Origin of the sequence: Rathayibacter sp. AY1C5, from assembly GCF_002931705.1 — a bacterium.
Classification (GTDB): Bacteria; Actinomycetota; Actinomycetes; order Actinomycetales; family Microbacteriaceae; genus Rathayibacter.
The window spans coordinates 20,625-45,539 of sequence record NZ_PSWD01000012.1 but is presented as its reverse complement, the minus strand read 5'-3'; the positions used below and the strand labels follow the sequence as shown (position 1 = coordinate 45,539).

Sequence of the window (24,915 nt, the reverse complement as noted above, 5' to 3'; positions counted from 1 at the left end):
TGTCGATCCGGGGCTGAAAACCTCCGGCGTCCTCGAAGCCCGGAGGTCCTCCCATGTCAGTGTCCCCACGAAGTACCACCGTCGACGGTGACGCGTCTCCCTTCGTCGTCGTGGTCAGCGCAGAAGCGCACCCGAGCGGCGCGGCTTCGGAACGGTCCGATCCGGCCACCTCGCCGGCAGCGCTCGCACGTCCGAGGACGGGGTACGGCGGAGCGATCCGGCTGGCGCAGGGCCGCGTGCTCGGCCCGCCCTCCTTCCCCGGCACCGAGCTCCTCTTAGGGCTGCTCTTCTGGCGCAGCCGCCGCGACGCCGAGGATTTCGCGGCGGAACTGAGCCGCACTGAATCGTCGTGGGTCGTGGACGAGGGGATCTACCGGTTCACCACCTCGGCGACGGCGAGCCCGGACGACGCGACTCCCGTCGATCCGGTGCGCGCTGCCCCGACGGCGGCCCACGAGATCATCCGACTGGCGCCCGTCGCGGGCAAGCAGGCATGGATGGCCGAGTACAACGAGAGCGAGACGCGCGGTCACATCAGAACGCTCGAGGGCTTCGTCTCGACGAGCTTCTTCCGCGACCTCCGGAGCGATCGGATCATCGAGTACGTGCAGTGGCGCTCGGCCGACGACCTGACAGCGGCGTTCGGGGACGAGCGCTTCGCCGAGCACTTGAGCGTGAACAGCCATTACTCCGACGGCGAGGCCTTCCTCTTCGGAGAACGGTCGACCGATGCGGCACCCGCCGATGAACCGCCCGACGGCTCGTCCACCCCCTCCGGGACCGACGGTCCTGCCGCCGCTCAGAGCCCCGAGGCCCGACCGTGACTCGACTCGAGACCGTTCACGAGATCCTCGGGCCCTGGTCGTTGGCCACCACCCAGCGGTTCTGGGAGGGCTTCACCCCGAACCGGCTCGCGTCGCAGCCGCAGGCCGCGGGCATCCGCTCCGCCCTCCTCTGCGATGCCGACTGGCAGCGAGTGGACGTCGCGGTCACCCAGGACGGGCCGTCCGCCCGCATCGTGGTCGAGGGCCCGGGCGACCTGGACGCCGCGACCGAGCAGGTCCGTCGGCTGCTGTCCATCGACATCGACGGGCGCAGCTGGCCCGACGTCGCGGCGCGCGACGAGGTCATCGCGGACGTGCAGGCTCGGCTCCCCGGGTTCCGGCCGTGCGGCTTCTTCTCGCCCTACGAGGCGGCGGTCTGGACGGTCCTGTCGCGTCGGCTGCAGATCCGGCAGGCGGCGGCGGTCAGGACGCGTCTCGCGCAGCAGCTCGGTGATGACGGAGCCTTCCCGTCCCCGGCCGTCCTGCGTGCGGCGTCCCTCGACCTGCCCGACCGCAAGGCGGAGTACCTGCAGGCGATCGCCGAGGCCGCCCTCGACGGACAGCTCTCCGGCTCCCACCTGCGCTCGCTCCAGCCGGCCGAGGCCTTCGTCCAGGTGCAGAGCATCCTGGGGATGGGGCCGTTCTCGGCCGAGCTCGTCGTGATCCGCGGCGCGAACTTCCCCGACGTCCTGCCGCGCAACGAGGGCAGGCTGAGCGACGAAGTCGCGAAGCGCTACGGCGACGACCGGTCGATCGACGAGATCTCCGAGACGTGGACGCCGTTCCGCTCCTGGGCGGCGGTGCACCTGCGCGCGCTCGCGGAGTAGACGGGCGACTCCCAGGGGCGGCCCACCGTCAGGACGGCTCCTCCCGCAGGCGCCCCGCGGCGGCCGCTGCCGCGGAGATCTCTCCGCAGTGAGTCCGGCGACGGACGCCACCCCGAAGGCCCGGGCGGATGATGGTCGGGTGAACCGCACCGATCGTCTCTACGGGCTCGTCGAGGAGTTGCGGGCGGTCTCGCCCCGGCCGCGGAGCGCGCGCCGTCTCGCCGAGCGGTTCGAGGTGTCGGTGCGGACCATCGAGCGGGACCTGTCCGCGCTGCAGCAGGCGGGTCTGCCGATCTGGGCGGAGCCCGGCCGCACGGGCGGCTACGTCATCGACGCGTCCGCGACCCTCGGGCCGGCCGGATTCACGGTGGAGGAGGCCGTCGCCGTGCTGATCGGCCTCAGCGCGCTGCAGCGCAGTCCGTTCCGGCAGGCAGCCAGGACCGCTGCCCGGAAGACGCTCGCGGTCCTGCCGGACGACGTGGCCGCCCGCGCCGGCGCGGTCGCCTCCCGGGTGCACTTCCTCGAGAGCGAGGAGGAGGCGGTCGTCCCGGCGGAGTTCGCGACGGCCCTCCGAGCGGATCGTGTCGTCCGGCTCCGCTACCGCGACAGCAGCGGCGCGGAATCGGTCCGCGACGTCGAACCGCTCGGCTCGATCGGGAAGGAGGAGCACTGGTACCTGATCGCGTGGTGCCGGCTGCGGGAGGGGGTCAGGGCGTTCCGCGGCGACCGGATGCTGTCGGTCGAGGTGACCGACGAGCGGTCTCCGCAGCGCACCCTGCGAGCCGAGGACCTCGCGCTCCAGTACGGACGGCTGCGGTCCGTCGTCGACGACTGACCTGCTCCGGGGACGGCCGCCGCGGACCTCGCGGAGTCGCGGACGATCTGCGGAAACACCGACAGGACGGTGTCGCGACGACCGGCGAGCCTGGTGCCATCACCTCATCCCGGCCCTGAAGGAGCCCCATGTCGTTCACCTCCCTCCGCATTGTCACCGACGACCTCGACGGCCTCGTCGCCTTCTACGAGCAGGTCGTCGGCCGACCGGCCGAGCGCCCGGCGCCGGTCTTCGCGCAGTTCACGGGAGCGGGTGCGACCCTCGCGATCGCCCGCACCTCGACGGTCGCGATGCTCGACGGCGCCGTCGTCCCCGCGTCGAACCGCTCCGTCCTGCTCGAGTTCGAGGTGGCCGACGTCGACCGCGCCTTCGCCGAGCTCGCACCCCGGAGCGAGGACGTGGTGCTCCCGCCGAGCACCATGCCGTGGGGCAACCGCTCCGCCCTCGTCCGCGACCCGGACGGGAACGTCGTCAATCTGTTCAGCAGGCCCGCCGGCTGATCGGGCGCACTCCGTCGGTCCGAGCACGCCCATGCCTGGCCGGTGGGACCCGCCGGGGATCGCGGAGACCACCGGGGATCCTCTCTCGCGACGCGATCCTCCCGAGCGGGCGTGGCGTCGGGCCGAGCGCGACCGGTCTGCGGTTCGCAGGCGGGAGCACGGCGACTCCGTCCAGCGTGACGTCCCGACCGCACTCCGACCGGCGAGACGGCCACCCGCCGCCGGTGTCCTCGGCGGTACCCTCGCGGCATGACCTTCGTGAACGTCGGCTTCCTCGGGGCCGTGCCCGGCAGACGCGACGAGCTCGTCGCCGTCCTCACCGAGCACAACGACGACCTCGTCGACGCCGGCTGCCTGCTCTACGAGGTCGGGGTCGACGACGAGCAGCCCGACACCGTCTTCGTCGTCGAGCTGTGGGAGAGCGCCGAGGCGCATCGGGCCTCCCTCGCCCTCCCCCGGGTCCAGGCCGCGATCGCGACGGCGCGCCCGCTGCTCAGCGGCGCCTTCGGCGGCTACCGCTTCGACGCAGCAGGCTCTCCCCTCCGGAGCTGACTCGCGCCGAAGGCCTGCCGGCCGTCGGCACAGGCCGACCTGGAGTGAGCGGGCCGTCCGTCAATGGAAGGCCTCTTCCTCTCCCGCCACCCCGACACCTCGAAGCGGAGCACCGTGATCAGCACGTTCCTCGTCGACCACGCCGCGCTCGTCCCGATCGCCTTCTGGATCGCGGTCGCGGTGGTCACGGCGATCGCCTGGCTGCTGCACCGGCGCGGCGCGGAAAGGTCTCTTCTCGTCCTCGCCGCGCTCGCCTTCGTCGTGGGGATCGCGCTGACCGTGTATCCGCCCGACGGGACGCCGCGGGTCTTCTGCGCCGTGCAGTTCTCGGTGCCGTTCGACGGCATCGACACCCTCGCGAACATCGCGCTCCCGCTCCCCGGGGCCCTGCTGCTCGCGGTCGCGGTCGGCCGGCCCCTGCTCGTCGCCGCCGCCGTCTCCGGCCTGTCCGCCCTGATCGAGCTGGTCCAGGCGGGCGTTCCGGCGATCGGCCGCTCCTGCGACACGAACGACTGGTTCATGAACACCATCGGCGCACTCCTCGCCGCGTTCCTCGCGGCCCTGATCCTCAGAGGGGAGAAGCGGCGCGGGCGTCGGCGAATGGTCCGCTGACACCGCCTGTCACGTCGCCCTGCTCTCGGCCGGGTGTCTCGGCGGCCGACATCAGCACGGGTCCGTCGATCCACGTTCCTGTGACGCGGACCTGCTCAGAGGACGGCCGACGCCACGGGTGCCGTCTCGGCGACGCCGAGGACGACCGGGCGTCACCGGGTGCCGCGGTCGCGTCTGTCGACCGCCCCAGGAGCTGTCAAGTCTCTCCCCCGTCGGCCTCGGCGCTGCGCACGCTGGGGGGCATGAAGCATCTCCTCTTCGCGAACAAGACGATGCTGGTCGGAGACGACGCGGCGGACGCTCTGGTCGAGTACGGCGTCGCCCTCGCCGCGAGCAGCACAGCGGACCGTGTGGAGTACACCGGCATCGGCGGCGACGGCGGCACCGTGCAGGCGGTGTTCCTGCTCAACGCCGGCGCCGCCCTGGTCGCCGAGACCACTCCCTCCGATCTCCCGGAGCCGGACAACACGGCCGAGGTCGCCCGCATCCGCGAACGCACCAGGACGCTCACGGGAGTGTTCCCCGTGCAGCCGAGCGAGGACGACATCACCTTCGACGTCGAGCTCGAGCACGAGCACGGCTTCGGACACTGACCGGCCCGCCCATGCCCTCCCTCCACGCCCCCTGGCCGACGCTCTGACCGGGGACACGGACGACGCCGAGGTCCGTCGCTGGGCGGCGTCCCGCGCCCCGCTCACGCCGGGGACGATCGCCGTGCTGCAGGCCGTCGGCTTCATCAGCGCAGCGCAGCGGGTCCCCGCCGACACGGCCCTCGCTCTCCTGCTGACGGCGGCGGAGCACGACCGGCGCGATCCGCCCGACGTGGCTCGCGATGTCCTCGCGCGCCGCCATCCCCTGGCCGATCCCGGTGACGATCGCGGCGCGTCGGTGACCCCGTGATCACTGCCCTTCCAGAGCCGTGGTCGGTCCGCCGCCGGGGGCGCTGTCTCCCGAGTCCGCGACGTGAAGCGCACCGCGCGCCGCCCGCCCCGCCCGCTGGATGCGCGCCCGCACCAGCCGCTGCAGCAGCGCGGGGTAGAGCTGAACGGCGATCGTCGACCCGAGCAGCCAGGCCGCGCCGCCCGTCGCACCCGTGACTGTCGCGGCGAGGGCGAGCGCGACTCCGACGGCCGTGCACGCGACGTGCACCGCCTCGGAGCGGCGGGTGTGCTGATCGAGAGCGGCCAGCCCCGCGCGCGTGCCGTCGAAGCCGCGCTCGCGGGTGACGAGGCGGTTCCACCCGACGACGTCGAGCAGCCGACCGAAGACGCCGACCCCGAGCGCCCGCAGCACCGTCGGCTCACGGCGGCCCACGTCGAACCAGGACTGCTCGAGCGGACGGGTGCGCGCACCGAAGGTCAGGGCCGCCCAGCTGGTGAGGACCATCTGCGCGACCGCGGCGAAGACCGGATGCGAGGGTCCGATCGCGGTCCAGCCGGCCGCGAGGAGGGCGGCCGCGAGGACGGTGGGAACGAGGGTCCGGATCATCTCCGCTCCCTCCTGCTCGTGCTGCGGTGCTCGAGGCCAGTCCAGCAGATCCGCGGCATCCGTGCGCCGCATCCTCCTCCGGTCGCCCCGCACCGGGCATCCACCGCCGTCTCGGCAGCGCTTCCTTGACACCGCCGCCGGCCGGTCATCATCATGCAGTCACGACCGGCGGCGGCGCGCCACCGGCGTCCCGACAGGAACGGTGCACCGATGCCCACCATGCTCTTCGTCAACCTGGCCGTCGCCGATCTCGCCCGTGCGAGGGCCTTCTACGAGTCGCTCGGCTACTCGATCAACGAGGGCTTCAGCGACGAGAACGCCGTCAGCGTGGTGATCAGCGACACGATCACCGCGATGCTGCTCACGCGGGAGTTCTTCGCCGAGTTCACCAGCAAGCCGATCATCGACGCCACCACCTCGACCGAGGTGCAGCTCGCCCTCAGCGCCGACAGCAGGGAGGAGGTCGACACCCTCCACGGCAGGGCCCTCGCCGCGGGCGCGACCCCGGTCGGAGAGCAGGACCACGGGTTCATGTACTCCAAGAGCTTCGACGATCTCGACGGCCACCACTGGGACTTCGTCTGGATGGACCCGGCGGCCGCGGCGGGCGGTGCGCCGGAGCTGTCCGTCGAGGAGATCCGGGCGAACACGACGCACAGCTGAGGCACGATCCGCGGACTCCGAGCGGTCGACCTCCACGACCCGCGACGGCGCCCTCGCAGTCACACTCCGTCACGATCCGGCGCACACTCCCCTCGGCCTGACAGGCTCCCGGCATCCGCCTTCCGGGCGTCTGGACAGGAGCACACCGTGACGATCACTGCACCGGCGACCACCGCGACCACTGCTGCGGCGACCACCGCGACCATGACCTCCGCGCCCGCATCCCGCGCCTCCGCGGCGGCCGGCTTCTCCACGCGCCAGGTGCACGCCGGTGCCGCGCCCGACGGCGCCCACGGAGCGCGCGTCACGCCCGTGCACCTCAGCGCCGGCTTCGTGTTCGACAGCTTCGAGCACGCCCGCGAGCGGTTCGCCGGCGAGGACGAGGGCTACCTCTACACCCGCAACGGGAACCCGACCACCGAGGAGGTCGAGCGTCGGCTCGCCGATCTCGAGGGCGGCGCCGAGGCGATCCTGGTGGCGAGCGGCCAGGCGGCCACCGCCTCCGCTCTCCTGGGGATCCTGCAGGCCGGCGACCGGGTGCTCTCGTCGCGCCGCTTGTACGAGGGCAACCGGGGGCTGCTGGTGCAGAACTTCGGTCGGCTCGGGATCGGCGTGGACTTCGTCGACGACGCGTCGGACCTCGGCGAGTGGGAGCGGCGGATCGGGCCCGACACCCGGGTCCTCTTCGGCGAGCCGATCCCGAACCCGAAGAACAATCTGCTGGACCTCCCGGCGCTGGCCGCGATCGCGCACCGGCACGGGCTCCCGTTCGTGGTCGACAACACGCTCGCGACCCCGTACCTCCTCCGCCCGATCGAGCACGGGGCCGACGTGGTCGTGCACTCGACCAGCAAGTTCCTCGCCGGGCACGGCTCCGCCCTCGGCGGCGTGATTGTCGACGCCGGCACGTTCGACTGGGCGGCGCGCCCCGCGCTCTTCCCGCACCTCAACCAGGAGGAGCGGTCCTTCGGCGGCCGCAGCTGGACCGAGCAGCACGGCCGGCGCGCCTTCGTCTCGTACACGCGGGACATCGTGGTCTCCCGCCTCGGACCGACGCCGTCACCGCTGAACTCCTTCCTGCTGCGGCAGGGCGTCGAGACGCTGTCGCTCCGGGTCGAGCGGCACTCGGCGAACGCCCTCGCCGTCGCCCGCTTCCTCGAGGAGCGGCCCGAGGTCGTGTCGGTCGACTACTCCGGCCTGGAGTCGAGCCCGTCGTTCGCCCTCGCGCAGCGCCTGCTCCCCCGCGGGCAGGGCTCCGTCTTCTCCTTCACCGTGGCCGGAGGCGAGGCGGGCGCGGCCGCCTTCATCGACGCCGTCGAGCTGTTCAGCCACATGACCCACCTCGGCGACGTGCGCTCGCTGGTGCTGCATCCCGCGTCGACCACCCACGCCGGACGCACCCCCGCCGAGCGCGCCGCCGCCGGGATCCACCCCGGGCTCCTCCGGCTGTCGATCGGGATCGAGGACGTCGACGACCTCCTCCGCGACCTCGAGCGCGGGCTCGCCGCGGTGCGCGCACGCGCCCTCCCCGCGCTCGCGGAGGTGTGAGCGTGGCGCGCCGTCAGCACTTCGGCTGGTTCTTCTCCCGGGGCTTCGGACCGCAGGGATGGGGGCACCCCTACCGGGAGTGGAACCACGACTGGACGAAGCCCGGCCTCTACCAGCAGTCGGCCCGCGAGCTGGAGCAGGCCGGCTTCGAGCTGATCGTGATGGAGGACGCCGTCTCGCTCGGCTCCCCGGAGACGCTCGACCTGCGGGTGCGGGGAGCGTACGGCGGGCCGAAGCACGATCCGCTCCTCCTGGCGCCGTACCTGTTCGCGGCGACCGAGCGGATCGGGCTGGCCCCGACGATCAACGCCGGCATCACGCCCCCGTACCTCGCCGCCCGGCAGGCGGCGACGCTGCAGCACCTCAGCTCCGACCGCTTCGGGATCAACCTCGTCACCGACGTCGGCAGCGCCCGCCACGTGGGCCTGGAGCCGCTGTCGCACGACGCGGCCTACGACCGGGCCGACGAGTGGATGGCGGTCGTCCGCCGGCTCTGGCACAGCTGGGGCGAGGGCGCGCTGGTCGCCGACCCCGAGTCGGGCCGCTACGCCGACGGCACCCGGATCGACGCGTTCCGCCACCGCGGGGAGCACTTCCGCGTGGACGGACCCCTGAACGCCGTCCCCTTCGCGAACGGCGACCCGATCGTCGTCTCCCCAGGCGGCTCCCCCCGCGGCCTGGCCTTCGCCGGCACGCAGTCGGACGTGCAGCTCGCGCTCGCCCCTCTGGAGGCCCGGGCGGTCCGCGACTACCGGGCGCGCGTGCTCGCCGCGGCCGAGCAGCACGGGCGGACCGCGGACGACCTCCGCGTGCTCTTCGTCGTGAAGCCCGAGATCGTGTCGAGCCCGGAGGAGGCCGCGCGCGTCGTCGAGGCGTCGCGCCACCCCGACGAGGACGCGCTGCGGCGGATCGCGCTCGGCTGGTCGAGCGACCTGGAGACCGACCTCACCGGGCTGGACCTGGACCTCCCCGTCCCGCGGTCGGTGTTCGGCGAGCACGTCTCGCACGGCACCATCGCCGGCCTGTACGGCGGCACGGAGGATGCTCCGCTGCGGGAGCTGCTGACCAGGAAGGCGCGCAAGGGCCGCGTCGCCGAGCGCGCCGGCTTCGTCGGCACCGCGGAGGAGTTCGCCGACTTCGTCGAGGAGCTCGGCGACGACGGCGGCAGCGACGGGCTCCTCCTTTCCGGGGACCTGCACCCGGTCACCCTCCACCGGATGCTCGACGACCTGGTCCCCGTCCTGCGCCGCCGCGGGATCCTCCGCGACGAGCTCGCTCCCGGCGGGACCCGCGCCAATCTCTTCGGGACGTAGGGGGGGGGGCCGCCCCGTCTCACTCCGGATCCTGCGCCCGGCCGGGCACCGGGCGGAAGAATCCGTGCTCGATCTCGTGGGCGAGCTGCACAGCCTCGACACGCGAGGCCGCCCGGTCCACCGCCGGCGGCCCGGCCTCATCGGGGGTGCAGAGGGAGCGGAGGCGCTGAAGGACGGCTCCTCGCCACTGTCGTGCGATGCCGCCCGCCTCGGTGCTCCACCGTCCCACCTCGTCGAGTCCCCGCGAAGGCGCTCCGCCGTTCACACGGCGGCCCGCACGGCTTCGAGCGTCTCGAGGAGGAGGGGACGCGGCATGGCGAAGACGAGACGCACGTGGTCGGCGTAGCCGGCGCCGCACAGGCGTCCGGAGGTGAGCGTCACTCCCGCCTCGCGCTGCAGGTGCTGCGCGGGATCGGCGAGGCCGAGAGCACCCAGGTCGAACCAGGCGAGATACGTCGCCTCCGGGGTGCGGTACCCGATCCGGGGCAGCTCGGAGGCGAGGAAGTCGGCGATGAGGCGCCGGTTGCCGTCGAGGTAGTCGACGACCTCGTCGAGCCACGCTCCGCCCTCCCGGTAGGCGGCCGTCGAGGCGATCACGCCGAGATTCGAAGCGCCGTGCTGCACCGCGAACCCGAAGCGCGAGTAGACGTCCTCGTCTGCGTCGTTCGTGGTGATCAGCTGCGCGGCCTTCAGGCCGGGGATGTTCCACGCCTTCGAGGCGCTCGTTCCGGTGACGGAATGCCGGGCGGCCTCCTCCGAGACCGAGGCGTAAGGGATGTGCGGGACGCCGTCGAACCGCAGCGGCGCGTGGATCTCGTCGGCGAAGACCCGCCCGCCGTGGCGCTCGACGACAGCGGCGAGACCTTCGAGCTCGGACCGCGGCAGGACCGAGCCCGTCGGGTTGTGCGGATTGCAGAGCACCAGGGTGCCCGCTCCCTGCGCGAAGGCCGCATCGATCCCGTCGAGGTCGTGCTCCCAGCGGCCGTCGACGATCGTTCCCGGGACCTCGATCACCTCGCGTCCGATGGCCGACAGGTAGGTGAGGAACGGCATGTAAGCGGGGGTAGGCACGATCACCGGTGAGCCGGGGCGGGAGAACTCGGTGACGGCCACTCCGAGCGCGGCCATGACATCCGAGACGGAGTGCACGCGGGCGGGGTCGACCGTCCACGCGTACTGCTCAGCGAGGTACTCCGCGGCGGCCTCGCCCAGCTCGCCCGCAGTCGAGGGGGACAGATAGCCCAGCACGTCGCCGGCCACGGCGTCGTGCAGTGCCCTTCGAACGGCCGGCGCCGTACCGAAGTCCATCTCGGCGACCCAGGCTCCGATGGTGCCGGGGCGGAGGCTCCACTTGCGGCTCGTCGGGCGGTCGAGTCGTTCGCGCGTGAGCGAGTCGAACAGGTGCATGGGAGTCCTCGGGGAAGCGGGCGGAGGGCGCCCCGCTGGTCGATCGGGGCGCCCGAGGCGGGGGCGGCTCAGCTGTTGTCGAGCGGGAGCCCGGGCGGGTTCACCAGGGCCTCGTCCACGGCCTCGTCCTGCAGGCCGTAGGCCGACAGCCAGTCCTGGTACTGACCGTTCCCGACGAGGTAGCCGAGGGCCTGGGCGATCGGCTCGGCGAGTCCGGAGTCCTTCTTCACAGTCGCCGCGATCAGCCCGTCGAGCGATTCGCCCGCTCCGGAGAACGTGCCGGCGTTGCGGGTCGGGTCGGCGCCGTCCTCCGAGATCCGGTTCTGGTAGACCGTCGTCGGGTTGGGCCCGAAGTAGGCGTCGATCCGGCCGGAGCCGAGAGCGAGAGTGACGGAGTTGGCATCGGGCAGTCGCGTGATCTCCAGGGACCTGCCCTCGGACTGCAGACGGGCCTGCCACTCGAGCAGGATCTTCTCCTGGTTGGTGCCGCTGCTGACCGCGACGGTGAGTCCGTCGAGGTTCTCGTAGTCGCCGTCGAACTCCCAGTCGTTCGAGGCGAGGACCTGGAACGCGAGGGTGTCGGCGCGGTAGGAGGCGAAGTCGTACTTCTCCTTGCGCTTCTCCGTGACGGTGATGTTCGAGAAGCCGACGTCGCTGCCTCCGGTGTCGATGCCCACGAAGAGGTTGTCCCAGGTGGAGTTCTCCACCTCGGGCTGCAGCCCGAGGACGGCGGCGACGAGGCGGCCGAGATCGGGCTCCGAGCCGGTGAGGGTCTCGGTGTCGGTCCCGGTGAACGCGAGCGGAGGGAAGCCTGCGGGGAGAGCGCCGACGCCGATCGTCAGGGTCCCGCGGTCGAGGATCTCCTGCGGCAGCGTGCCGCGGATCTCGTCGACGACCGGCACGTCGATGTCCGTCTCGGTCGCCGCTCCGTTGGAGAGGGCACCCACGGTGACGGTGGTGGTGCCGGAGGCGGCTCCCGGGGAGGCCGGGTCGGAGGCGGCGGCACCGGAGCAGGCCGCGAGGCCCGTCGTCAGCGCGGCGGCAGCGAGAAGCGCCCCGACTCTGGTCCAACGAGTGATGTGCGGTCTGGTCATGATTCGATTCCTGTGTCTGTCGTGCGGATGGAGAGGAGGAGGAGTGCGGGGGCTCAGCCGAGGACTCGGCCGAGGAAGTCGCGGGTCCGCGGATTCTGCGGGCGGTCGAGGACCTCGCTCGGGCTGCCCTGCTCGACGACGAGGCCGTCGTCGACGAACACCACCCGGTCCGCGACCTCGCGGGCGAAGCCGATCTCGTGGGTCACGACGATGAGGGTGCGGCCGCTCTCGGCCAGCGACCGGATGACCTGCAGCACCTCCCCGACGAGCTCGGGATCGAGAGCCGAGGTCGGCTCGTCGAAGAGGATCACCTCGGGGTCGAGCGCGAGCGCACGCGCGATGGCCACGCGCTGCTGCTGGCCGCCGGAGAGCTGCCTCGGATAGGCCGCCGCCTTGTCGGCGAGACGGACGTGCTCGAGCAGGGCGCGTGCCCGCTCGCGGGCCTCCGCGGGCGGCTGCCCCTGCGAGATCGGCGCCTCGGTGACGTTCTCGAGGATCGTCAGGTGCGGGAAGAGGTTGAAGCTCTGGAAGACGAAGCCGATCCTCGCCCTCTGGCGCAGGATCTCCTTCTCGCGCAGCTCCTTGAGCCGACCGCCGCGCAGCCGCACCCCGATCAGCTCGCCGTTCACGGAGACGAACCCCTCGTCGAGCTTCTCGAGATGGTTGATCGCCCGCAGCAGGGTCGACTTGCCCGAGCCGCTCGGACCGAGGATAACCGTGACGGTGCCCGCCTCGACGCGCAGGTCGACTCCCCGGAGCACGGTCCGGTCGCCGTAGGACTTGGTCGCGTTGTGGATCTCGATGGCGGCGGTCATCGCGCACTCCTCAGGCCGGCGAGCGAGCGCCGCACCCGCTGGAGGGGCGTGGGCGCGAGCTCCCGGTGCGCGCCGCGGGCGTAGAAGCGCTCGATGTAGAACTGCACGACCGAGATCGCCGAGGTCAGCACCAGGTACCAGATCGTCGCGACGACGAGCAGGGGGATGATGTCCGTCGGGTACGTGCTGCCGAGGTTCTGAGCGACCCCGAACAGGTCGAGCAGCGAGACGTAGAACAGCAGCGAGCTCGCCTTCAGCAGGCCGATGATCTGGTTCACGTAGGCGGGCACGATCGAGCGGAGCGCCTGCGGGAGGACGATGCGGGTGAACTGGCGGCGCTGCGGGATCCCGAGCGCCTTCGCCGCTTCGTGCTGCCCCTGATCGACCGCGAGCACCCCGGAACGGACGACCTCGGCGCTGTAGGCGATCTCGGACAGGCTCAGGCCGATCACGCCGAGGGCGAGCGGAGGCAGCAGCGACACCGTCGGCACCGACCACTGCGGACCGAAGGGGATGCCGATGCCGACGGTCGGATACAGGTTGCCGAGATTGAACAGGAAGATGAGGACGAGGATCAGCGGCACCGAGCGGAACAGCCAGATGTAGACCCAGCTGAGCGTCGACAGCACCGGATTGCCCGAGAGCCGGGCTACGGCGACGACGATGCCTCCGACGAAGCTGATCACGGCGCTGATGGCGGTGGCGAGGAGCGTCAGCTGCAGCCCCTTCAGGATCGCCGGACTGAAGAGCCAGGTCCCGACCTTCGGCCACTCCCACGACGGGTTCGTGAAGAGGGTCTGTCCGGCGTTCAGCAGGAGCACGAGGACCAGTGCGGCGACCACCCAGCGCACCGGGTGGCGCAGCGGCAGCACCGGCCGCTCGCCGAGTCGGGCGAGGTCGATGCCTCCGGGAAGGGGGCCGGACGTGTCCCGCGGTCGAGGCGGCGCGATCGTGCCGCTCATGAGGCACGCCCCGTGACGCCACCGCGCAGGCGTGCTCCGCCGTCGGGCAGGGACGCGGTGAGCTGCGCGAAGGAGTCGTCGTGCGCGGTCCGGATCCTCGCGACGTCGAGCGGCCGATCGGTGAGCGTCCGCGCATAGCCGTGCAGGACGACCACCTCCGGAGGCTGGGTCACGTCGTAGAGCGGGGTGTAGCCCGCGGTGAGGTAGAGCCGCTGCGCCTCCGGCTGGAGCGGCCCGGTCGTGAGGTAGACGGTCGAGTAGCCGAGCCGGCGGGCCTCCGCCTCGAGCTCTGCGACCACACGCAGGGCGAGTCCCTGCCGACGGTGCGCCGAGGATGTCCAGATGCGCTTGAGCTCGGCGGTCGTGTCGTCGAATCTCTTCAGCGCGCCTCCGGCGATCGCAGTGCCGTCGCGCAGAAGCAGGACGAAGGATCCCTCCGGCGGGGCGAACACCTCGCTCGGGTAGCGCGCGAGCTCGGCCGATGCCGGCTCGCCCCAGGCGGTGCCGTAGCGGGTGTCGTACTCGCGCTCGAGCTCGTCGAGCAGGGGCCGGGCCCGCGGGTCATCGGCCCGCACATGGACGAACTCGTCGGCCGCGACGGTGTCAGACGAGGACACGAGCGGCCTCCTCGGCGGCCTGGGCGGCCGCGGCGTCGCGTCGAGCGACCTCCTCGCGCACCAGCGGTATCACGTGGCGACCGAAGTCGAGGGTGTCGTCGACGTAGTCGTAGCCGCGCGCCGAGATGATGTCGACCCCGAGATCGACGTAGTCGAGCAGCGCGGCGGCCACCGTCTCCGGCGTCCCGACGAGGGCGTTCGAGTTGCCGCGCGCTCCCGCGGCGACTCCCGCCCTGGTCCAGAGCGCGCGATCGAAACGGTCGCCTGCGGCGGCGATCGCGAGGAGGCGCTGCGAGCCGGTGTTCTCCGGCGCGGCGAGGCCTCCGGGGGCGGTCTCGCGGGTGCGCGCCTCGATGCGGCGGAGGATCCCCTCCGCCTTCTCCCAGGCCTGCTCCTCGGTGGCCCCGAGGATGGGTCGGAAGGCGACCTGGATGCGCGGCGCGACGTCGCGGCCGGCCGCCGCCGCCGCCTCCCGGATGCTGCGGATCTGCTCGGCGGTGTCCCGCAGCGGCTCGCCCCAGAGCGCGTAGACGTCGCTCTCGGCGGCACCGACGGACAGAGCGGCGGGAGAGGAGCCTCCGAACGAGATCTGCGGCCGAGGCTGCTGCACCGGCCAGACGTCGCTGACGAACCGGGAGAAGCGGTAGTGCTCCCCGACGTGATCGAACGGCTCACGGGTCGTCCAGACCTGCTTGACGATCCTGATGTACTCGGCGGTGCGCGCGTAGCGCTCGTCCTTGCTCAGGTAGTCGCCCTCCGCGGCCTGGTCCGCGTCCGACCCGCCCGTGATCACGTGGACGCTCAGGCGGCCTCCACTCAGCTGATCGAGGGTCGCGAAGGCTTTCGCCGCGACCGTGGGGTAGGAGACGTTGGGCCGGTGCGCCAGCAGCAGCTGGATGCGCTCGAGCCGCGACGCGATGAAAGCGGCGGCGACGGCGGGGTCGGGGGCTCCGGAGTGGTAGGCGAACAGGATGCGGTCCCACCCGCTGTCCTCATGAGCCGCGGCCAGACGCACCGTGTACTCCGGGTCGAAGCTCGCGCCGCTGCGTGCTCGTGTCTCGCTGCCGTCGTTGAGCGCGGCGATGCCGAGGAATTCGATGGGCACTCGAGGCTCCTGCCTGTCGGGGCGCACCGTTCTGCACGCCGTGGGGGCCGACGCTAGGGTCCGCGGCCACCCGGCTCCAACCCCGCCGCTACACACTTCTTCACATCGTCACGAGTCGTCACAGAGCGGCGTCCTCACGGGGGAAGGGTCATCGTGGACGCATGTCAGCGCCATCGGACGGGACCCGCTCCCTCGTGATCGTCGGGGGAGGTCCCCGCGCGGTCGGGGTCCTCGAGCGCCTCGCCGCGAACGCCGCCGAGGACGCCCTCGGGCCGGCCGCGCTCGTCGTCCACGTCGTCGACCCGTACCCCGTCGGCCCCGGCCGGATCTGGCGCTACGAGCAGTCGCCGCTGCTGAAGCTCAACTCGCGCGCAGCCGACGTGACGATGTTCACCGACGCGAGCGCGACGATCGAGGGGCCGGTGCGCCCCGGACCCTCGCTGATCGAGTGGGCGGAGGCGGTGCGGGCCGGCCGGATCGCGCTCGCAGAGGGCGACGAAGCCGTGCGCCGCGAGCTCGACGGGCTCCGCGCCGACAGCTTCCCCACCCGCCGGCTGCAGAGCCTCTATCTGCGCTGGTTCCACCGGGAGGCGCTCGTCGCTCTCCGCCCTGACGTCGAGGTCCGCGAGCACGCGGCGCGCGTCGTCGAGGTGCTCGGCCGCGACAACGGTGCGCAGCGGGTCGTCCTCGACTCCGGCGACGTGATCGAGGCGGACCTGGTCCTGTTCTCGCTCGGGCACAGCGGCGCTCTGCCGACGGTCGACGAGACCCGGCTGGCCGGGTTCGCCGAGCGCCACGGCCTCGCCTACCTGCCGCCGTCGTTCACGGCCGACGCCGACCTCGGATCCCTCCGCGCCGGACACGACGTGATCGTGCGCGGCCTCGGCCTCGTCGCGGTCGACCTCCTGGTGCTGCTCACCGAGGGCCGGGGCGGCCGCTTCGAACGGGACGACGCCGGCGGACTGCGCTACCACCCGTCGGGACGTGAGCCGCGCATCCTGATCGGCAGCCGCCGCGGGGTCCCTTACCACTCGAAGATCGGCTCGACGCTCCAGGGAGCCGCGCCCGAGCCCCGCTGGTTCTCGGCGTCCGTCGTCGAGGAGCTGCGCTCGCGACACCGCCCGCTCGACTTCAGCGAGGACGTCTGGCCCCTGATCGCCCAGGAGATGCTCTGGGGCTACTACCGTGAGCTCTTCACCGGGCACCCCGACCGGGTGAGCACCGACTGGACGCACTTCTCGGAGGTGTTCTCGCGGCTCGACCCGCGCGCCTCGGTCCTCGCCGGCTCCCGCGGCCCGCGACCCGAAGCGGGACAGGGGTACGCTCTCCCCGCACTCGGGGCCGACGCCGAGCGGGTCCTCGGAGATGCGCGGACCCTGACCGCGCTCGTCGCGGACACTGTGCCGGACAGCCTCGACAGGCTGCTCCTCCCCGATCTCGACCGCCCGTTCGCCGATGTGCGGTTCGCCGACGGCTCGGCGCTGCAGGAGGCGGTGCGCGCCTACATCCGGGACGACCTGGCTCTGCGCAGCCGGCAGGAGCACAGCGCCACGATGGCGCTCTTCCTCGCGCTTCTGCGCAGCCACTTCCTCGTCGCCGATCTCACCGCGTCCGCGAGGTGGACGCCCCGCTCGCGGATCGAGGATCTGCACGGATGGTGGCTCAGCTGGTTCAGCTTCCTCGCGAGCGGGCCGCCCGCGCACCGTCTCGAGGAGCTGCTCGCACTCTCGGACGCGGGCGTCGTCGACTTCCTCGGCCCGGGCATCCGTGTGGAGTCCTCCGAAGAGGAGGGCCGCTTCGTCGCGAGCGGCGGGGCGACCGATCAGGTCGTCCTCGCTGACGCTCTCGTCGACGCGCGCCTCCCCCGGACGTCCGTTGCGAGGAGTGACGACGCGCTGATGCGAGCGCTCGTCGCGTCGGGGTCGGCGGTCGAGGACCTCGTCGACGTCGGCGACATTCTCCTGTCGACCGGGAGGCTGCGCGTGCACCAGGACGACACCCTGCTGCGCTCGACGGCGGGAGGCCGCGTCGGCCGCCGGTACGCGATCGGCCCGTACACCGACTCGCCGTTCGTCGGCGCCTTCTCCCGGCCGGGCACGAACGCGGTGTCGTTCCGCGAGAACGACAAGGTCGCGCGCGCGCTGCTGCGCCGCCTCCGCGCACTCGACGACGAGGAGCTCGTCCGAGCCGGCACCCTGATCCGAGGAGCACGATGACCGCCGCCCCACCCCTCAGCCTCGCCGTCGCCCTCGAGGGCGCCGGCTGGCACCCCGCGTCCTGGCGCGAGCCTGGCGCCCGTCCCGACGCGCTCTTCACCGGCGCGTACTGGGCGGACATCGTGCAGCGGGCGGAGCGCGGCGGGATCGACTTCGTGACGATCGAGGACTCCTTCGCCCTGCAATCGGCGGACCCCTTCCTGGCCGACGACCGCACCGACGAGGTCCGCGGCCGGCTCGACGCGCTGCTGATCGCCTCCTACGTCGCCCCCCTCACGAGCCGCATCGGTCTCGTGCCCACGGTCACCGTGACGCACACGGAGCCCTTCCACGTGTCGAAGGCCGTCGCGACGCTCGACCACCTGAGCCGGGGGCGGGGCGGTTGGCAGGTCAGGGTGTCGTCACGCGTCGACGAAGCCTCGCACGTCGGACGACGAATCGCGGCGATCGTGCCGCCGGAGCCGGGCACGCCCCTTCTCGAGGACCCCGCGATCCGCGCCGTCGTCGACGAGCTCTTCGAGGAGGCGGCCGACGCCGTCGAGGTCGCACGGAGACTCTGGGACAGCTGGGAGGACGACGCCGAGATCCGCGACGTCGCCACCGATCGCTTCCTCGACGCCGACAAGGTGCACCGCGTCGACTTCGCAGGACGCTGGTTCTCGGTGCGCGGCCCCGCGATCACTCCCCGGCCGCCGCAGGGGCAGCCCGTCGTCGCCGCGCTCGCACACGCCGACATCCCGTACCGTTTCGCCGCGCGCTCGGCCGACGTCGTGTTCGCGACGCCTCAGAACGCAGCGGACGCCGAGAGGATCCTCCAGGAGATCGCCGAGGCGGAGCGCGGGGCGGGGCGCACGGGCGAGCGCCTGCGGGTCCTCGCCGACCTCGTCGTCGTCCTCGACACCCCGGCGGAGTCCGCCGCGGCCAGACTCTCGCGCCTCGACGCTCTCGGCCGACCGCTCACCGGCGACGCCGCCGTCGCCGCCGGGTCGGCCGCGTCCGTCGCCGACCGCATCGCCGAGCTCTCACGGCTCGGCTACGACGGCGTCCGCCTCCGACCCGCGGTTCTCGCCACCGATCTGCCGCTGATCGCCGACGACCTCGTGCCCGAGCTGCGCCGACGCGGTCTGCTCGTCGGGACGGAGGAGGGCCGCACCCTCCGCTCAGCCCTGGGCCTGCCCACGTCGATCCCGAACCGCTACGCCTCCGAGGAGCAGTCATGACGCGGCGACCGAAGCAGATCGTCCTCGCCGCCTACGTGGGCGGGGTGAACGAGCACACCCTGTGGGAGCACCCCGACGCCGGCAGCCAGGTCGACTTCTCGACGTTCCGCCGCGTCGCAGAGACCGCGGAGCGCGGGCGGTTCGACTACTTCTTCCTCGCCGAGGGTCTGGCACTGCGGGAGCGCGCGGGGCGCCCGTTCGACCATGACATCGCCGGACGACCGGACACTCTGCCGCTCCTCGCCGCGCTGGCCGCGGTCACGGAGCACATCGGCCTGGTCGGCACGCTCAACGCGACGTTCAACGAGCCCTTCGAGCTCGCCCGTCAGATCGCGACCCTCGACCACCTCTCAGGCGGACGAGCGGGGTGGAACGTGGTCACGTCCTTCGACGCCTTCACGGGCGCGAACTTCCGCCGCGGCGGCTTCCTCGACCGCGCCGACCGCTACGCCCGTGCCGAGGAGGCCGTTCGCGCGGTGACGACGCTCTGGGACACCTGGACCTCCGACGCCGTGCGAGCCGATGCCCCCTCCGGCGAGTTCCTCGCCGACTCGTCGACGGGGTCGTTCGCCGTCTCGAGCAGCCAGTTCGACGTCTCCGGCCGTTTCACCGTGCCGCGCAGCCCGCAGGGCCGCCCGGTGATCGTGCAGGCGGGCGTCTCTCCGCAGGGTCGCGACTTCGCGGCGTCGAGCGCCGATGTGATCTTCTCCCCCTACCACCGGGGACCTGAGGCGCACGAGTTCGCGCGCGACATCGCGGCCCGGGTCGCGGCGGCGGGTCGCCCGGCCGGCTCCGTGCGGATCCTCCCGTCAGCCGCCGTCGTCCTCGGCGGCACCGCTGCGGAGGCGGAGGAGAGAGCGCGGTGGATCCGCGATCAGCAACTCACACCGCGCACGATCCAGGTGCTCTTCGAGCAGGTCTGGAACCGGGACCTGTCGGGCTTCGACGTCGACGGGCCGGTACCCGATCTCGAGCCCGACCTCGAGGCGCCGCCGCTGATCGAGGGCCGCGCACTGATCCACGGTGATCGCGCGGGGACCGTGCGCGCCTGGCGTGCGCTCGCTCAGGAGCGCGACCTCACCCTCCGCGGTCTCGCCGAGACCGTCTTCGACCGCACGGAGTACGTGGGCACGGCTGAGCAGGTCGCCGACCGTCTCGACGAGTTCGTGCAGAGCGGAGGCGGCGACGGGGTCGTCCTCGGATCGCACCTGCACCCGGGTGGTCTGGACGAGTTCGTCGACCGCGTCGTGCCGCTGCTGCAGGAGCGCGGTTCGCTGCGCACCGAGTACGAGGGCACGACCCTGCGGGAGAACCTCGGCCTGGAGATCCCCGCCCGGCCGTGACCTCATCCCCTCCGCCCCCTCTCCGACCTCCGAAGGAAGACCATGACCGACGCCTACTACGACCGCGCAGCCGACCGCCGCTACACCGCCGCCTACAAGAAGGAGACCCCCGACGTCCTTGCGGCGTTCACCGCCTTCGACACCGCCGTCTTCGCTCCGCAGGGTCGCGAGATCCCGCTCAAGTACCGCGAGCTCATCGCCTACGCCGTGGGCATCAGCAAGCAGTGCGTCTACTGCATCGACGGCCACGGCCAGAACGCCGTGCGCGCCGGTGCGACCGAGACCGAGCTCGCCGAATCAGCCTGGGTCGCGGCCGCCATCGGAGCCGGAGCCGCCTTCGCGCACGGCCGACTCGGCTTCAAGCTGACCGAGGACCACCCGCACTGATCGTGCCCCCGCCCCTGTCCCTCCTACCGATCGGCCGATCATGACGAACGAACCCGCCTTCAGCATCACCCTCACCCCCTTCGACGAGGACTACTCGCCGGCCCGGAGCTCCCGGATCACCACCAACTTCGCGAATCTGGCCCGCGGCGAGCGCCGCCGGGAGAACCTCCGGACCGCGCTGCGGATGATCGACGACCGGTTGAACGATCTCGTGCCGGGCGACGATCCGAGCCGCGGCCGCTACACGGTCGGGCTCGACATCGTCTCCGTCGGGCTGCGGCTCACCACGGACGGCGAGGACCGGGAGTTCCCCCTGCTGGAGGTCCTGCGCACCCGGATCCTCGACCGCCGCACCGGCCGATGTCAGCCGGGGACACTGGGGAACAACTTCTCCTCCTACCTCCGCGACCACGACTTCAGCGTGCGGCTGCCGGCGGTCAACGCCTCGCAGGCCGGCTTCACCGTCCCCGACGACTTCGGCGTCCTGCACGGCGCGCTCTTCCAGCACTTCCGGGACTCCGCGCAGTACGCGGAGCTCTCGTCGACGCCGCCCGTCATCTGCATCAGCGTCTCGACGAGCAGGACGTACCGGCGCACCGGGACCCTCCATCCGATCCTCGGCGTCGAGTACCGGCAGGACGAGCTCTCGCTGACCGACCGGTACTTCTCGGAGATGGGCCTCGGGGTCCGCTTCTTCATGCCGCCCGGCAGCACGGCGCCGCTCGCGTTCTACTGCGGCGGCGACCTGCTGGAGGACTACTCGGACCTCCAGCTCATCGCCACGATCAGCACGATGGAGACGTTCCAGAGGATCTACCGGCCCGAGATCTACGGCGCGCGCTCGGCCGCCGCCGACGTCTACCGGCCGGACCTGGAGCAGCAGGACTACGTGCGGCCCGCGGTCTCCTACGACCGCGAGGAGCGCGGTCGGCTCGCGGTCGAGCAGGGGCGGTTCGCAGAGGAGCACCTCATGAAGCCGCACGGGGAGCGGCTGCGGCAGTGGGCCGCCGGGTACGCGGGAGCGGTCCGATGAGCGCCCGCGGATCCTCGACGTCCCTCCCGCTCCTGCCCACCTCGATCGCCGGCAGCCTGCCGAAGCCGTCGTGGCTCGCGCAGCCGGAGACCCTGTGGTCCCCGTGGCGGCTGACCGGCGACGCCCTGGCCGAGGGCAAGCAGGACGCCCTGCGCGCCGCCGTCCACGAGCAGCACCACCGGGGCCTGGACATCGTCAGTGACGGGGAGCAGACCCGCCAGCACTTCGTCACGACGTTCATCGAGCACCTCACGGGCGTCGACTTCGAGCGGCGCGAGACGGTGCGCATCCGCGACCGGTACGACGCGAGCGTGCCGACCGTCGTCGGCGCCGTGGGCCTCGAGAGGCCCGTGTTCGCCGACGACGCCCGGTTCCTGCGCGAGCAGACCGATCAGCCCATCAAGTGGGCCCTGCCCGGCCCGATGACGATGATCGACACCCTCTCCGACCGGCACTACGGGAGCCGCGAGAAGCTGGCGTGGGAGTTCGCGACCATCCTCAACGAGGAGGCGCGAGCCCTCCAGGACGCCGGAGTCGACATCGTCCAGTTCGACGAGCCCGCCTTCACCGTCTTCTTCGACGAGGTGCAGGACTGGGGCGTGGCCGCGCTGGAGAGGGCGGCGGAGGGACTCCGCATCGAGACCGCGGTGCACATCTGCTACGGCTACGGGATCAAGGCGAACACCGACTGGAAGGCGACCCTCGGGTCGGAGTGGCGGCAGTACGAGGAGTCGTTGCCGCTCCTCCAGCAGTCCTCGCTCGACATCGTCTCGCTGGAGAGCCACCACTCCCACGTGCCGATGGAGCTGATCGAGCTCGTCCGTGGCAAGAAGGTCATGCTCGGAGCGATCGACGTGGCGAGCGGGACCGTCGAGACGCCCGAGGAGGTCGCCGACACCCTGCGCCGCGCCCTCCGGTTCGTCGACGCGGACCTGCTCCTCCCGAGCACGAACTGCGGCATGGCACCGCTGCCCCGCGACCTCGCCTGGGGGAAGCTCAGCGCGCTGAGCGCGGGAGCAGCGATCGTCCGCGAGGAGCTCGCGCCCTGACCGGCCTCCGGGGAGACGGGTCGCGGCCGGCCCGTCTCCCCGGAGGTCCCGCCCGCCTCACCCCTCCGCTCGCGCCTCCTGCGCCGCGATGTCCTTCATCGCCAGGTCCGCCCGGCGGAACTGGTCCGTCTCCGGAAGCGCGAGGTGCAGTCCGGCGACGGTAGTGAGCGAGACCGTCACCTCGGCCACGGTCACGTCGAGGACGTGCCCGCCCTTCTCGCGGGCGTCGTCGACGTAGTGCAGGTGGTACCCGGGGACCGACACGGCCTGCTCGAACTGCGGAGTGCGGAAGCCCGCGATCGTGCCGCGGGTGTCGGCGATGCCGGTGACGCTCTGGTGGGCGGTCGCCTCGATCAGGGGCGGGTACGGCTCCGTCTGCTCGCCCACGGTCCGAGTGCGGACCTCGGTGAACCGGCCGTCGATCCGCAGGGCGACGGGGATGTTCCCGCCGTCGACCGCGTCATCGATCAGCCGGGTGAGTCCGGCGAGACCGGTCGGCTCCTCGACCGTGAACGTCGTGGTCGCGTGGAAGGGCAGCACGGCGGCGAAGGGCGTCCGGTCGTCGCCGTCCGCGACCTGGACGGAGCCGTCGCTGCGCAGGTGGTAGCAGACGCCGTCGACGATCACCATCTCGCCGTCCAGGTGGTTGAAGGTGCCCAGCCCGAGGTCGCCGTGGGTGAGCAGCTCGCGGATCGTCAGGTCCCCGTCGTAGACCCCGGCCAGCAGCGCGGCCATGGTCGAGCTCTGGTAGATCGCGTAGTCGTCGGTCGAGTCGACCGTGTGCGTGCTCATTCGAAGGCGTCCTCGACCAGGTGGGCGGCGATGTCGACGTTGCGGCTGTAGTCCACCGCGACGTCGATGATCGAGACGCCCGGCTCGGCGAGGGAGGCGCGGAAGGCCTCCTCGAACTCGGCGAGGCCGCTCACCCTCCTGCCCGTGGCGCCGAAGGCCGCCGCGAACTTCTCGATGTCGTAGTCGCCGAGCTGGACCCCGGACTTGCGGCCGTACTTCAGCAGCTGCTGGAAGCCGACCATGTCGTAGGTGTCGTCCCGCATGATCACGTGCGTGAACGAGAGGCCGAGCCGCGTCGCCGTCTCGATCTCCGTCGCGGAGAACAGGAAACCTCCGTCGCCCGAGACGGAGACCACCGGGGTCCCGGGGCGCAGGAGGCTCGCCGCCATGCCCCACGGGAAGGAGACGCCGAGGGTCTGCTGCCCGTTCGAGAAGAGCAGGTGCTTGGGCTCGTACACCCGGAAGTGCCGGGCCATGAAGATGTAGTTCGAGCCGATGTCGCAGGCCACGGTGGCGTCGTCCGAGAGCAGGTCGCGCATCAGGAGCACGAGGCGGGCGGGATCGACGGTCCCGGGAGCCGCCTCGGCCGTCCGCGCCGCGTCGTCGATCCGCTCCAGCTCGCTCCGGTGCCGGGCGACCCGGTCGGCCGCGTCCTCGTCGAGCTGCAGGCCGGAGACGAGCGGCGTGAGGGCCGCGACGGTCTGCGCGAGATCGCCCTTCAGCTCCAGCGCGGGCAGGTAGTGGTTGTCCAGCGGGGCGTCGACGGAGTCGATGTGGACGATCCGGCGGTCGACGTCGCTGTTCCAGATCACCGGGTCGTACTCGACGGCGTCGTAGCCGATCGCGACGACGAGATCGGACTCGGCGAGGGCGAGGTCGGCGGGCTGGTTCTTGAAGAGGCCGACGCGGCCGAGGTAGTGGTCCTCGAGCTCGCGGGAGACGAGGCCGGCCGCCTGGAACGTCTCGATCACCGGCAGCTCCGTCTCGCTGATCAGGACCCGCAGTGCCGCCACGGTCGCCGGCTCCGACGCGCGGAGTCCCACGAGGAGGACGGGCCGCTCCGCGGTGTTGATCAGGTCGGCGGCGTGGGTGAGGTCCTCGGCGCGCGCCGGACCGCTCGTCGGCCCCGTGGCCGCCCGGGTGATGACCTGCGAGGTCGGCGCGGCCATCACGCTGGCCGAGAGGACGACCGCCGCGGCGCCTCGGGGCTCGGTGACGGCGGCGCGGAAGGCGTTGCTGACCGCCTCCGAGACGTCGTCCGGATCCGTCGACTCGACCGTGTACTTCGTCACGGTGGAGAGGAAGGCGGCCGCATCCATCGACTGGTGCGTGCGCTTGAGGCGGTCGGAGAGCTGCACGGCCCCGGCGAGCGCGACGACCGGGTCCTGCTCCGTGTTGGCCGTAAGCAGGCCGGTGGCGAGGTTGGTCGTGCCGGGGCCGGAGGTCACCAGGACGACGCCCGGGCTGCCCGTGAGCCGCCCCACCGCGGCGGCCATGAAGGCGGCGTTCTGCTCGTGCCGGCAGACGATCAGCTCCGGCCCCTCGTCGGCGAGGACGTCGAAGACCGCGTCGATCTTCGCTCCCGGGATCCCGAAGACGTACTTCACGCCGTTGGCGGTCAGGGTCTCGATCACCCGCCGTGCACTGCGCGTCTCGACGTTCGGCTGCTCCATGGTCGGCTCCGCTCTCTCCTCGGTTGTACCGACGAGCGTA

26 protein-coding genes are annotated in these 24,915 nt (G+C 72.1%); 17 read left to right on the top strand and 9 right to left on the bottom strand.

Annotated elements, in window-relative coordinates; genetic code table 11:
- The first annotated feature begins 53 nt into the window (after positions 1–53).
- The 8 genes from C5C57_RS18125 (at position 54) to C5C57_RS10290 (ending at position 5,050) form a co-directional block, all read left to right on the top strand.
- Positions 54–824, top strand: coding sequence for a hypothetical protein (locus C5C57_RS18125; protein ID WP_181069171.1), 771 nt, complete (start codon positions 54–56; stop codon positions 822–824).
- Entirely contained in the window at positions 821–1,651 is an 831-nt protein-coding gene (locus C5C57_RS10320; protein WP_104260308.1) for a DNA-3-methyladenine glycosylase, read from the top strand. Before C5C57_RS18125 ends, C5C57_RS10320 begins: the two co-directional genes overlap by 4 nt.
- Positions 1,652–1,790: 139 nt before the next feature.
- Entirely contained in the window at positions 1,791–2,486 is a 696-nt protein-coding gene (locus C5C57_RS10315) for a YafY family protein (RefSeq protein WP_104297584.1), read from the top strand.
- A 128-nt stretch (positions 2,487–2,614) separates the two neighbouring features.
- The gene (locus C5C57_RS10310) at positions 2,615–2,986 is read left to right on the top strand and encodes a VOC family protein (RefSeq protein WP_104233974.1); all 372 of its coding nucleotides are present in this window, start codon (positions 2,615–2,617) and stop codon (positions 2,984–2,986) included.
- A 249-nt stretch (positions 2,987–3,235) separates the two neighbouring features.
- On the top strand, positions 3,236–3,538 hold the full coding sequence (locus tag C5C57_RS10305; protein ID WP_104297583.1) for a putative quinol monooxygenase: 303 nt from the start codon (positions 3,236–3,238) through the stop codon (positions 3,536–3,538).
- 63 nt (positions 3,539–3,601) lie between these two features.
- On the top strand, positions 3,602–4,150 hold the full coding sequence (locus tag C5C57_RS10300; protein ID WP_104247103.1) for a VanZ family protein: 549 nt from the start codon (positions 3,602–3,604) through the stop codon (positions 4,148–4,150).
- Between the two features lie 242 nt (positions 4,151–4,392).
- Positions 4,393–4,743, top strand: a complete 351-nt coding sequence (locus C5C57_RS10295) for a hypothetical protein (RefSeq protein WP_104247104.1) — start codon at positions 4,393–4,395, stop codon at positions 4,741–4,743.
- Positions 4,744–4,864: 121 nt separating this feature from the next.
- Positions 4,865–5,050 (top strand): hypothetical protein, encoded by a 186-nt coding sequence (locus tag C5C57_RS10290; protein WP_104247105.1) that lies wholly within the window; start codon positions 4,865–4,867, stop codon positions 5,048–5,050.
- On the opposite strand, the gene C5C57_RS10285 is transcribed toward C5C57_RS10290, so the two are convergent.
- Positions 5,051–5,638 carry a hypothetical protein gene (locus C5C57_RS10285; protein WP_146082411.1) on the bottom strand — a complete coding sequence of 196 codons (588 nt, stop codon included), beginning with the start codon at positions 5,636–5,638 and terminating at the stop codon, positions 5,051–5,053. It abuts the gene before it with no gap.
- A 210-nt stretch (positions 5,639–5,848) separates the two neighbouring features.
- Here C5C57_RS10285 and C5C57_RS10280 point away from each other — a divergent pair, with 210 nt between their 5' ends.
- The 3 genes from C5C57_RS10280 (at position 5,849) to C5C57_RS10270 (ending at position 9,162) form a co-directional block, all read left to right on the top strand.
- On the top strand, positions 5,849–6,301 hold the full coding sequence (locus tag C5C57_RS10280; protein WP_104247107.1) for a VOC family protein: 453 nt from the start codon (positions 5,849–5,851) through the stop codon (positions 6,299–6,301).
- A 204-nt stretch (positions 6,302–6,505) separates the two neighbouring features.
- A complete protein-coding gene (locus C5C57_RS10275; RefSeq protein WP_104297610.1) occupies positions 6,506–7,849 on the top strand; it encodes an O-acetylhomoserine aminocarboxypropyltransferase/cysteine synthase family protein in 1,344 nt (447 codons plus the stop codon).
- Between the two features lie 2 nt (positions 7,850–7,851).
- Positions 7,852–9,162, top strand: a complete 1,311-nt coding sequence (locus C5C57_RS10270; RefSeq protein WP_104233980.1) for an LLM class flavin-dependent oxidoreductase — start codon at positions 7,852–7,854, stop codon at positions 9,160–9,162.
- A 261-nt stretch (positions 9,163–9,423) separates the two neighbouring features.
- On the opposite strand, the gene C5C57_RS10260 is transcribed toward C5C57_RS10270, so the two are convergent.
- The 6 genes from C5C57_RS10260 to C5C57_RS10235 form a co-directional block, all read right to left on the bottom strand.
- Positions 9,424–10,569, bottom strand: coding sequence for a MalY/PatB family protein (locus tag C5C57_RS10260; protein WP_104297581.1), 1,146 nt, complete (start codon positions 10,567–10,569; stop codon positions 9,424–9,426).
- Between the two features lie 68 nt (positions 10,570–10,637).
- A complete protein-coding gene (locus tag C5C57_RS10255) occupies positions 10,638–11,663 on the bottom strand; it encodes a transporter substrate-binding domain-containing protein (protein WP_104297580.1) in 1,026 nt (341 codons plus the stop codon).
- 53 nt (positions 11,664–11,716) lie between these two features.
- A complete protein-coding gene (locus C5C57_RS10250) occupies positions 11,717–12,478 on the bottom strand; it encodes an amino acid ABC transporter ATP-binding protein (protein WP_104223287.1) in 762 nt (253 codons plus the stop codon).
- Positions 12,475–13,440 carry an amino acid ABC transporter permease gene (locus tag C5C57_RS10245; protein ID WP_104233982.1) on the bottom strand — a complete coding sequence of 322 codons (966 nt, stop codon included), beginning with the start codon at positions 13,438–13,440 and terminating at the stop codon, positions 12,475–12,477. Before C5C57_RS10245 ends, C5C57_RS10250 begins: the two co-directional genes overlap by 4 nt.
- Complete coding sequence (locus C5C57_RS10240; RefSeq protein ID WP_219812286.1) at positions 13,437–14,057, bottom strand: GNAT family N-acetyltransferase; 621 nt, start codon at positions 14,055–14,057, stop codon at positions 13,437–13,439. Before C5C57_RS10240 ends, C5C57_RS10245 begins: the two co-directional genes overlap by 4 nt.
- On the bottom strand, positions 14,044–15,162 hold the full coding sequence (locus C5C57_RS10235; RefSeq protein WP_104223289.1) for an LLM class flavin-dependent oxidoreductase: 1,119 nt from the start codon (positions 15,160–15,162) through the stop codon (positions 14,044–14,046). Before C5C57_RS10235 ends, C5C57_RS10240 begins: the two co-directional genes overlap by 14 nt.
- A 161-nt stretch (positions 15,163–15,323) precedes the next feature.
- Here C5C57_RS10235 and C5C57_RS10230 point away from each other — a divergent pair, with 161 nt between their 5' ends.
- From C5C57_RS10230 to C5C57_RS10205, 6 genes are read left to right on the top strand one after another with little or no spacing between them, the layout of a single operon-like run.
- Positions 15,324–17,378, top strand: a complete 2,055-nt coding sequence (locus C5C57_RS10230; protein ID WP_104297579.1) for an FAD/NAD(P)-binding domain-containing protein — start codon at positions 15,324–15,326, stop codon at positions 17,376–17,378.
- Positions 17,375–18,598, top strand: coding sequence for an LLM class flavin-dependent oxidoreductase (locus C5C57_RS10225; RefSeq protein ID WP_104226542.1), 1,224 nt, complete (start codon positions 17,375–17,377; stop codon positions 18,596–18,598). The genes C5C57_RS10230 and C5C57_RS10225 overlap by 4 nt, the downstream gene beginning before the upstream one ends.
- Positions 18,595–19,941 (top strand): NtaA/DmoA family FMN-dependent monooxygenase, encoded by a 1,347-nt coding sequence (locus C5C57_RS10220; RefSeq protein WP_104223292.1) that lies wholly within the window; start codon positions 18,595–18,597, stop codon positions 19,939–19,941. The genes C5C57_RS10225 and C5C57_RS10220 overlap by 4 nt, the downstream gene beginning before the upstream one ends.
- 42 nt (positions 19,942–19,983) lie before the next feature.
- The gene (locus C5C57_RS10215; RefSeq protein ID WP_104223293.1) at positions 19,984–20,328 is read left to right on the top strand and encodes a carboxymuconolactone decarboxylase family protein; all 345 of its coding nucleotides are present in this window, start codon (positions 19,984–19,986) and stop codon (positions 20,326–20,328) included.
- 40 nt (positions 20,329–20,368) lie between these two features.
- Positions 20,369–21,361 carry a putative oxygenase MesX gene (locus tag C5C57_RS10210; RefSeq protein ID WP_104260761.1) on the top strand — a complete coding sequence of 331 codons (993 nt, stop codon included), beginning with the start codon at positions 20,369–20,371 and terminating at the stop codon, positions 21,359–21,361.
- Positions 21,358–22,410 carry a methionine synthase gene (locus C5C57_RS10205; protein WP_104223328.1) on the top strand — a complete coding sequence of 351 codons (1,053 nt, stop codon included), beginning with the start codon at positions 21,358–21,360 and terminating at the stop codon, positions 22,408–22,410. Before C5C57_RS10210 ends, C5C57_RS10205 begins: the two co-directional genes overlap by 4 nt.
- Before the next feature lie 57 nt (positions 22,411–22,467).
- Here C5C57_RS10205 and budA read toward each other — a convergent pair whose 3' ends face one another.
- Together budA and alsS are read right to left on the bottom strand one after the other, a co-directional pair.
- Entirely contained in the window at positions 22,468–23,202 is a 735-nt protein-coding gene (budA, locus tag C5C57_RS10200) for an acetolactate decarboxylase (protein ID WP_104255916.1), read from the bottom strand.
- Complete coding sequence (gene alsS, locus C5C57_RS10195) at positions 23,199–24,875, bottom strand: acetolactate synthase AlsS (RefSeq protein ID WP_104260759.1); 1,677 nt, start codon at positions 24,873–24,875, stop codon at positions 23,199–23,201. The genes budA and alsS overlap by 4 nt, the downstream gene beginning before the upstream one ends.
- Positions 24,876–24,915 lie beyond the last annotated feature (40 nt).

What these genes read in the sequence shown, in the direction of transcription:
- C5C57_RS10285 (WP_146082411.1), bottom strand. Translation starts at nt 5,638, where the DNA reads ATGATCCGGACCCTCGTTCCCACCGTCCTCGCGGCCGCCCTCCTCGCG.
- C5C57_RS10310 (WP_104233974.1), top strand. Translation starts at nt 2,615, where the DNA reads ATGTCGTTCACCTCCCTCCGCATTGTCACCGACGACCTCGACGGCCTC.
- C5C57_RS10260 (WP_104297581.1), bottom strand. Translation starts at nt 10,569, where the DNA reads ATGCACCTGTTCGACTCGCTCACGCGCGAACGACTCGACCGCCCGACG.
- budA (WP_104255916.1), bottom strand. Translation starts at nt 23,202, where the DNA reads ATGAGCACGCACACGGTCGACTCGACCGACGACTACGCGATCTACCAG.
- C5C57_RS10245 (WP_104233982.1), bottom strand. Translation starts at nt 13,440, where the DNA reads ATGAGCGGCACGATCGCGCCGCCTCGACCGCGGGACACGTCCGGCCCC.
- C5C57_RS10230 (WP_104297579.1), top strand. Translation starts at nt 15,324, where the DNA reads ATGTCAGCGCCATCGGACGGGACCCGCTCCCTCGTGATCGTCGGGGGA.
- C5C57_RS10295 (WP_104247104.1), top strand. Translation starts at nt 4,393, where the DNA reads ATGAAGCATCTCCTCTTCGCGAACAAGACGATGCTGGTCGGAGACGAC.
- C5C57_RS18125 (WP_181069171.1), top strand. Translation starts at nt 54, where the DNA reads ATGTCAGTGTCCCCACGAAGTACCACCGTCGACGGTGACGCGTCTCCC.
- C5C57_RS10210 (WP_104260761.1), top strand. Translation starts at nt 20,369, where the DNA reads ATGACGAACGAACCCGCCTTCAGCATCACCCTCACCCCCTTCGACGAG.
- C5C57_RS10275 (WP_104297610.1), top strand. Translation starts at nt 6,506, where the DNA reads ATGACCTCCGCGCCCGCATCCCGCGCCTCCGCGGCGGCCGGCTTCTCC.
- C5C57_RS10300 (WP_104247103.1), top strand. Translation starts at nt 3,602, where the DNA reads ATGGAAGGCCTCTTCCTCTCCCGCCACCCCGACACCTCGAAGCGGAGC.
- C5C57_RS10255 (WP_104297580.1), bottom strand. Translation starts at nt 11,663, where the DNA reads ATGACCAGACCGCACATCACTCGTTGGACCAGAGTCGGGGCGCTTCTC.
- C5C57_RS10205 (WP_104223328.1), top strand. Translation starts at nt 21,358, where the DNA reads ATGAGCGCCCGCGGATCCTCGACGTCCCTCCCGCTCCTGCCCACCTCG.
- C5C57_RS10220 (WP_104223292.1), top strand. Translation starts at nt 18,595, where the DNA reads ATGACGCGGCGACCGAAGCAGATCGTCCTCGCCGCCTACGTGGGCGGG.
- C5C57_RS10250 (WP_104223287.1), bottom strand. Translation starts at nt 12,478, where the DNA reads ATGACCGCCGCCATCGAGATCCACAACGCGACCAAGTCCTACGGCGAC.
- alsS (WP_104260759.1), bottom strand. Translation starts at nt 24,875, where the DNA reads ATGGAGCAGCCGAACGTCGAGACGCGCAGTGCACGGCGGGTGATCGAG.
- C5C57_RS10225 (WP_104226542.1), top strand. Translation starts at nt 17,375, where the DNA reads ATGACCGCCGCCCCACCCCTCAGCCTCGCCGTCGCCCTCGAGGGCGCC.
- C5C57_RS10280 (WP_104247107.1), top strand. Translation starts at nt 5,849, where the DNA reads ATGCCCACCATGCTCTTCGTCAACCTGGCCGTCGCCGATCTCGCCCGT.
- C5C57_RS10215 (WP_104223293.1), top strand. Translation starts at nt 19,984, where the DNA reads ATGACCGACGCCTACTACGACCGCGCAGCCGACCGCCGCTACACCGCC.
- C5C57_RS10305 (WP_104297583.1), top strand. Translation starts at nt 3,236, where the DNA reads ATGACCTTCGTGAACGTCGGCTTCCTCGGGGCCGTGCCCGGCAGACGC.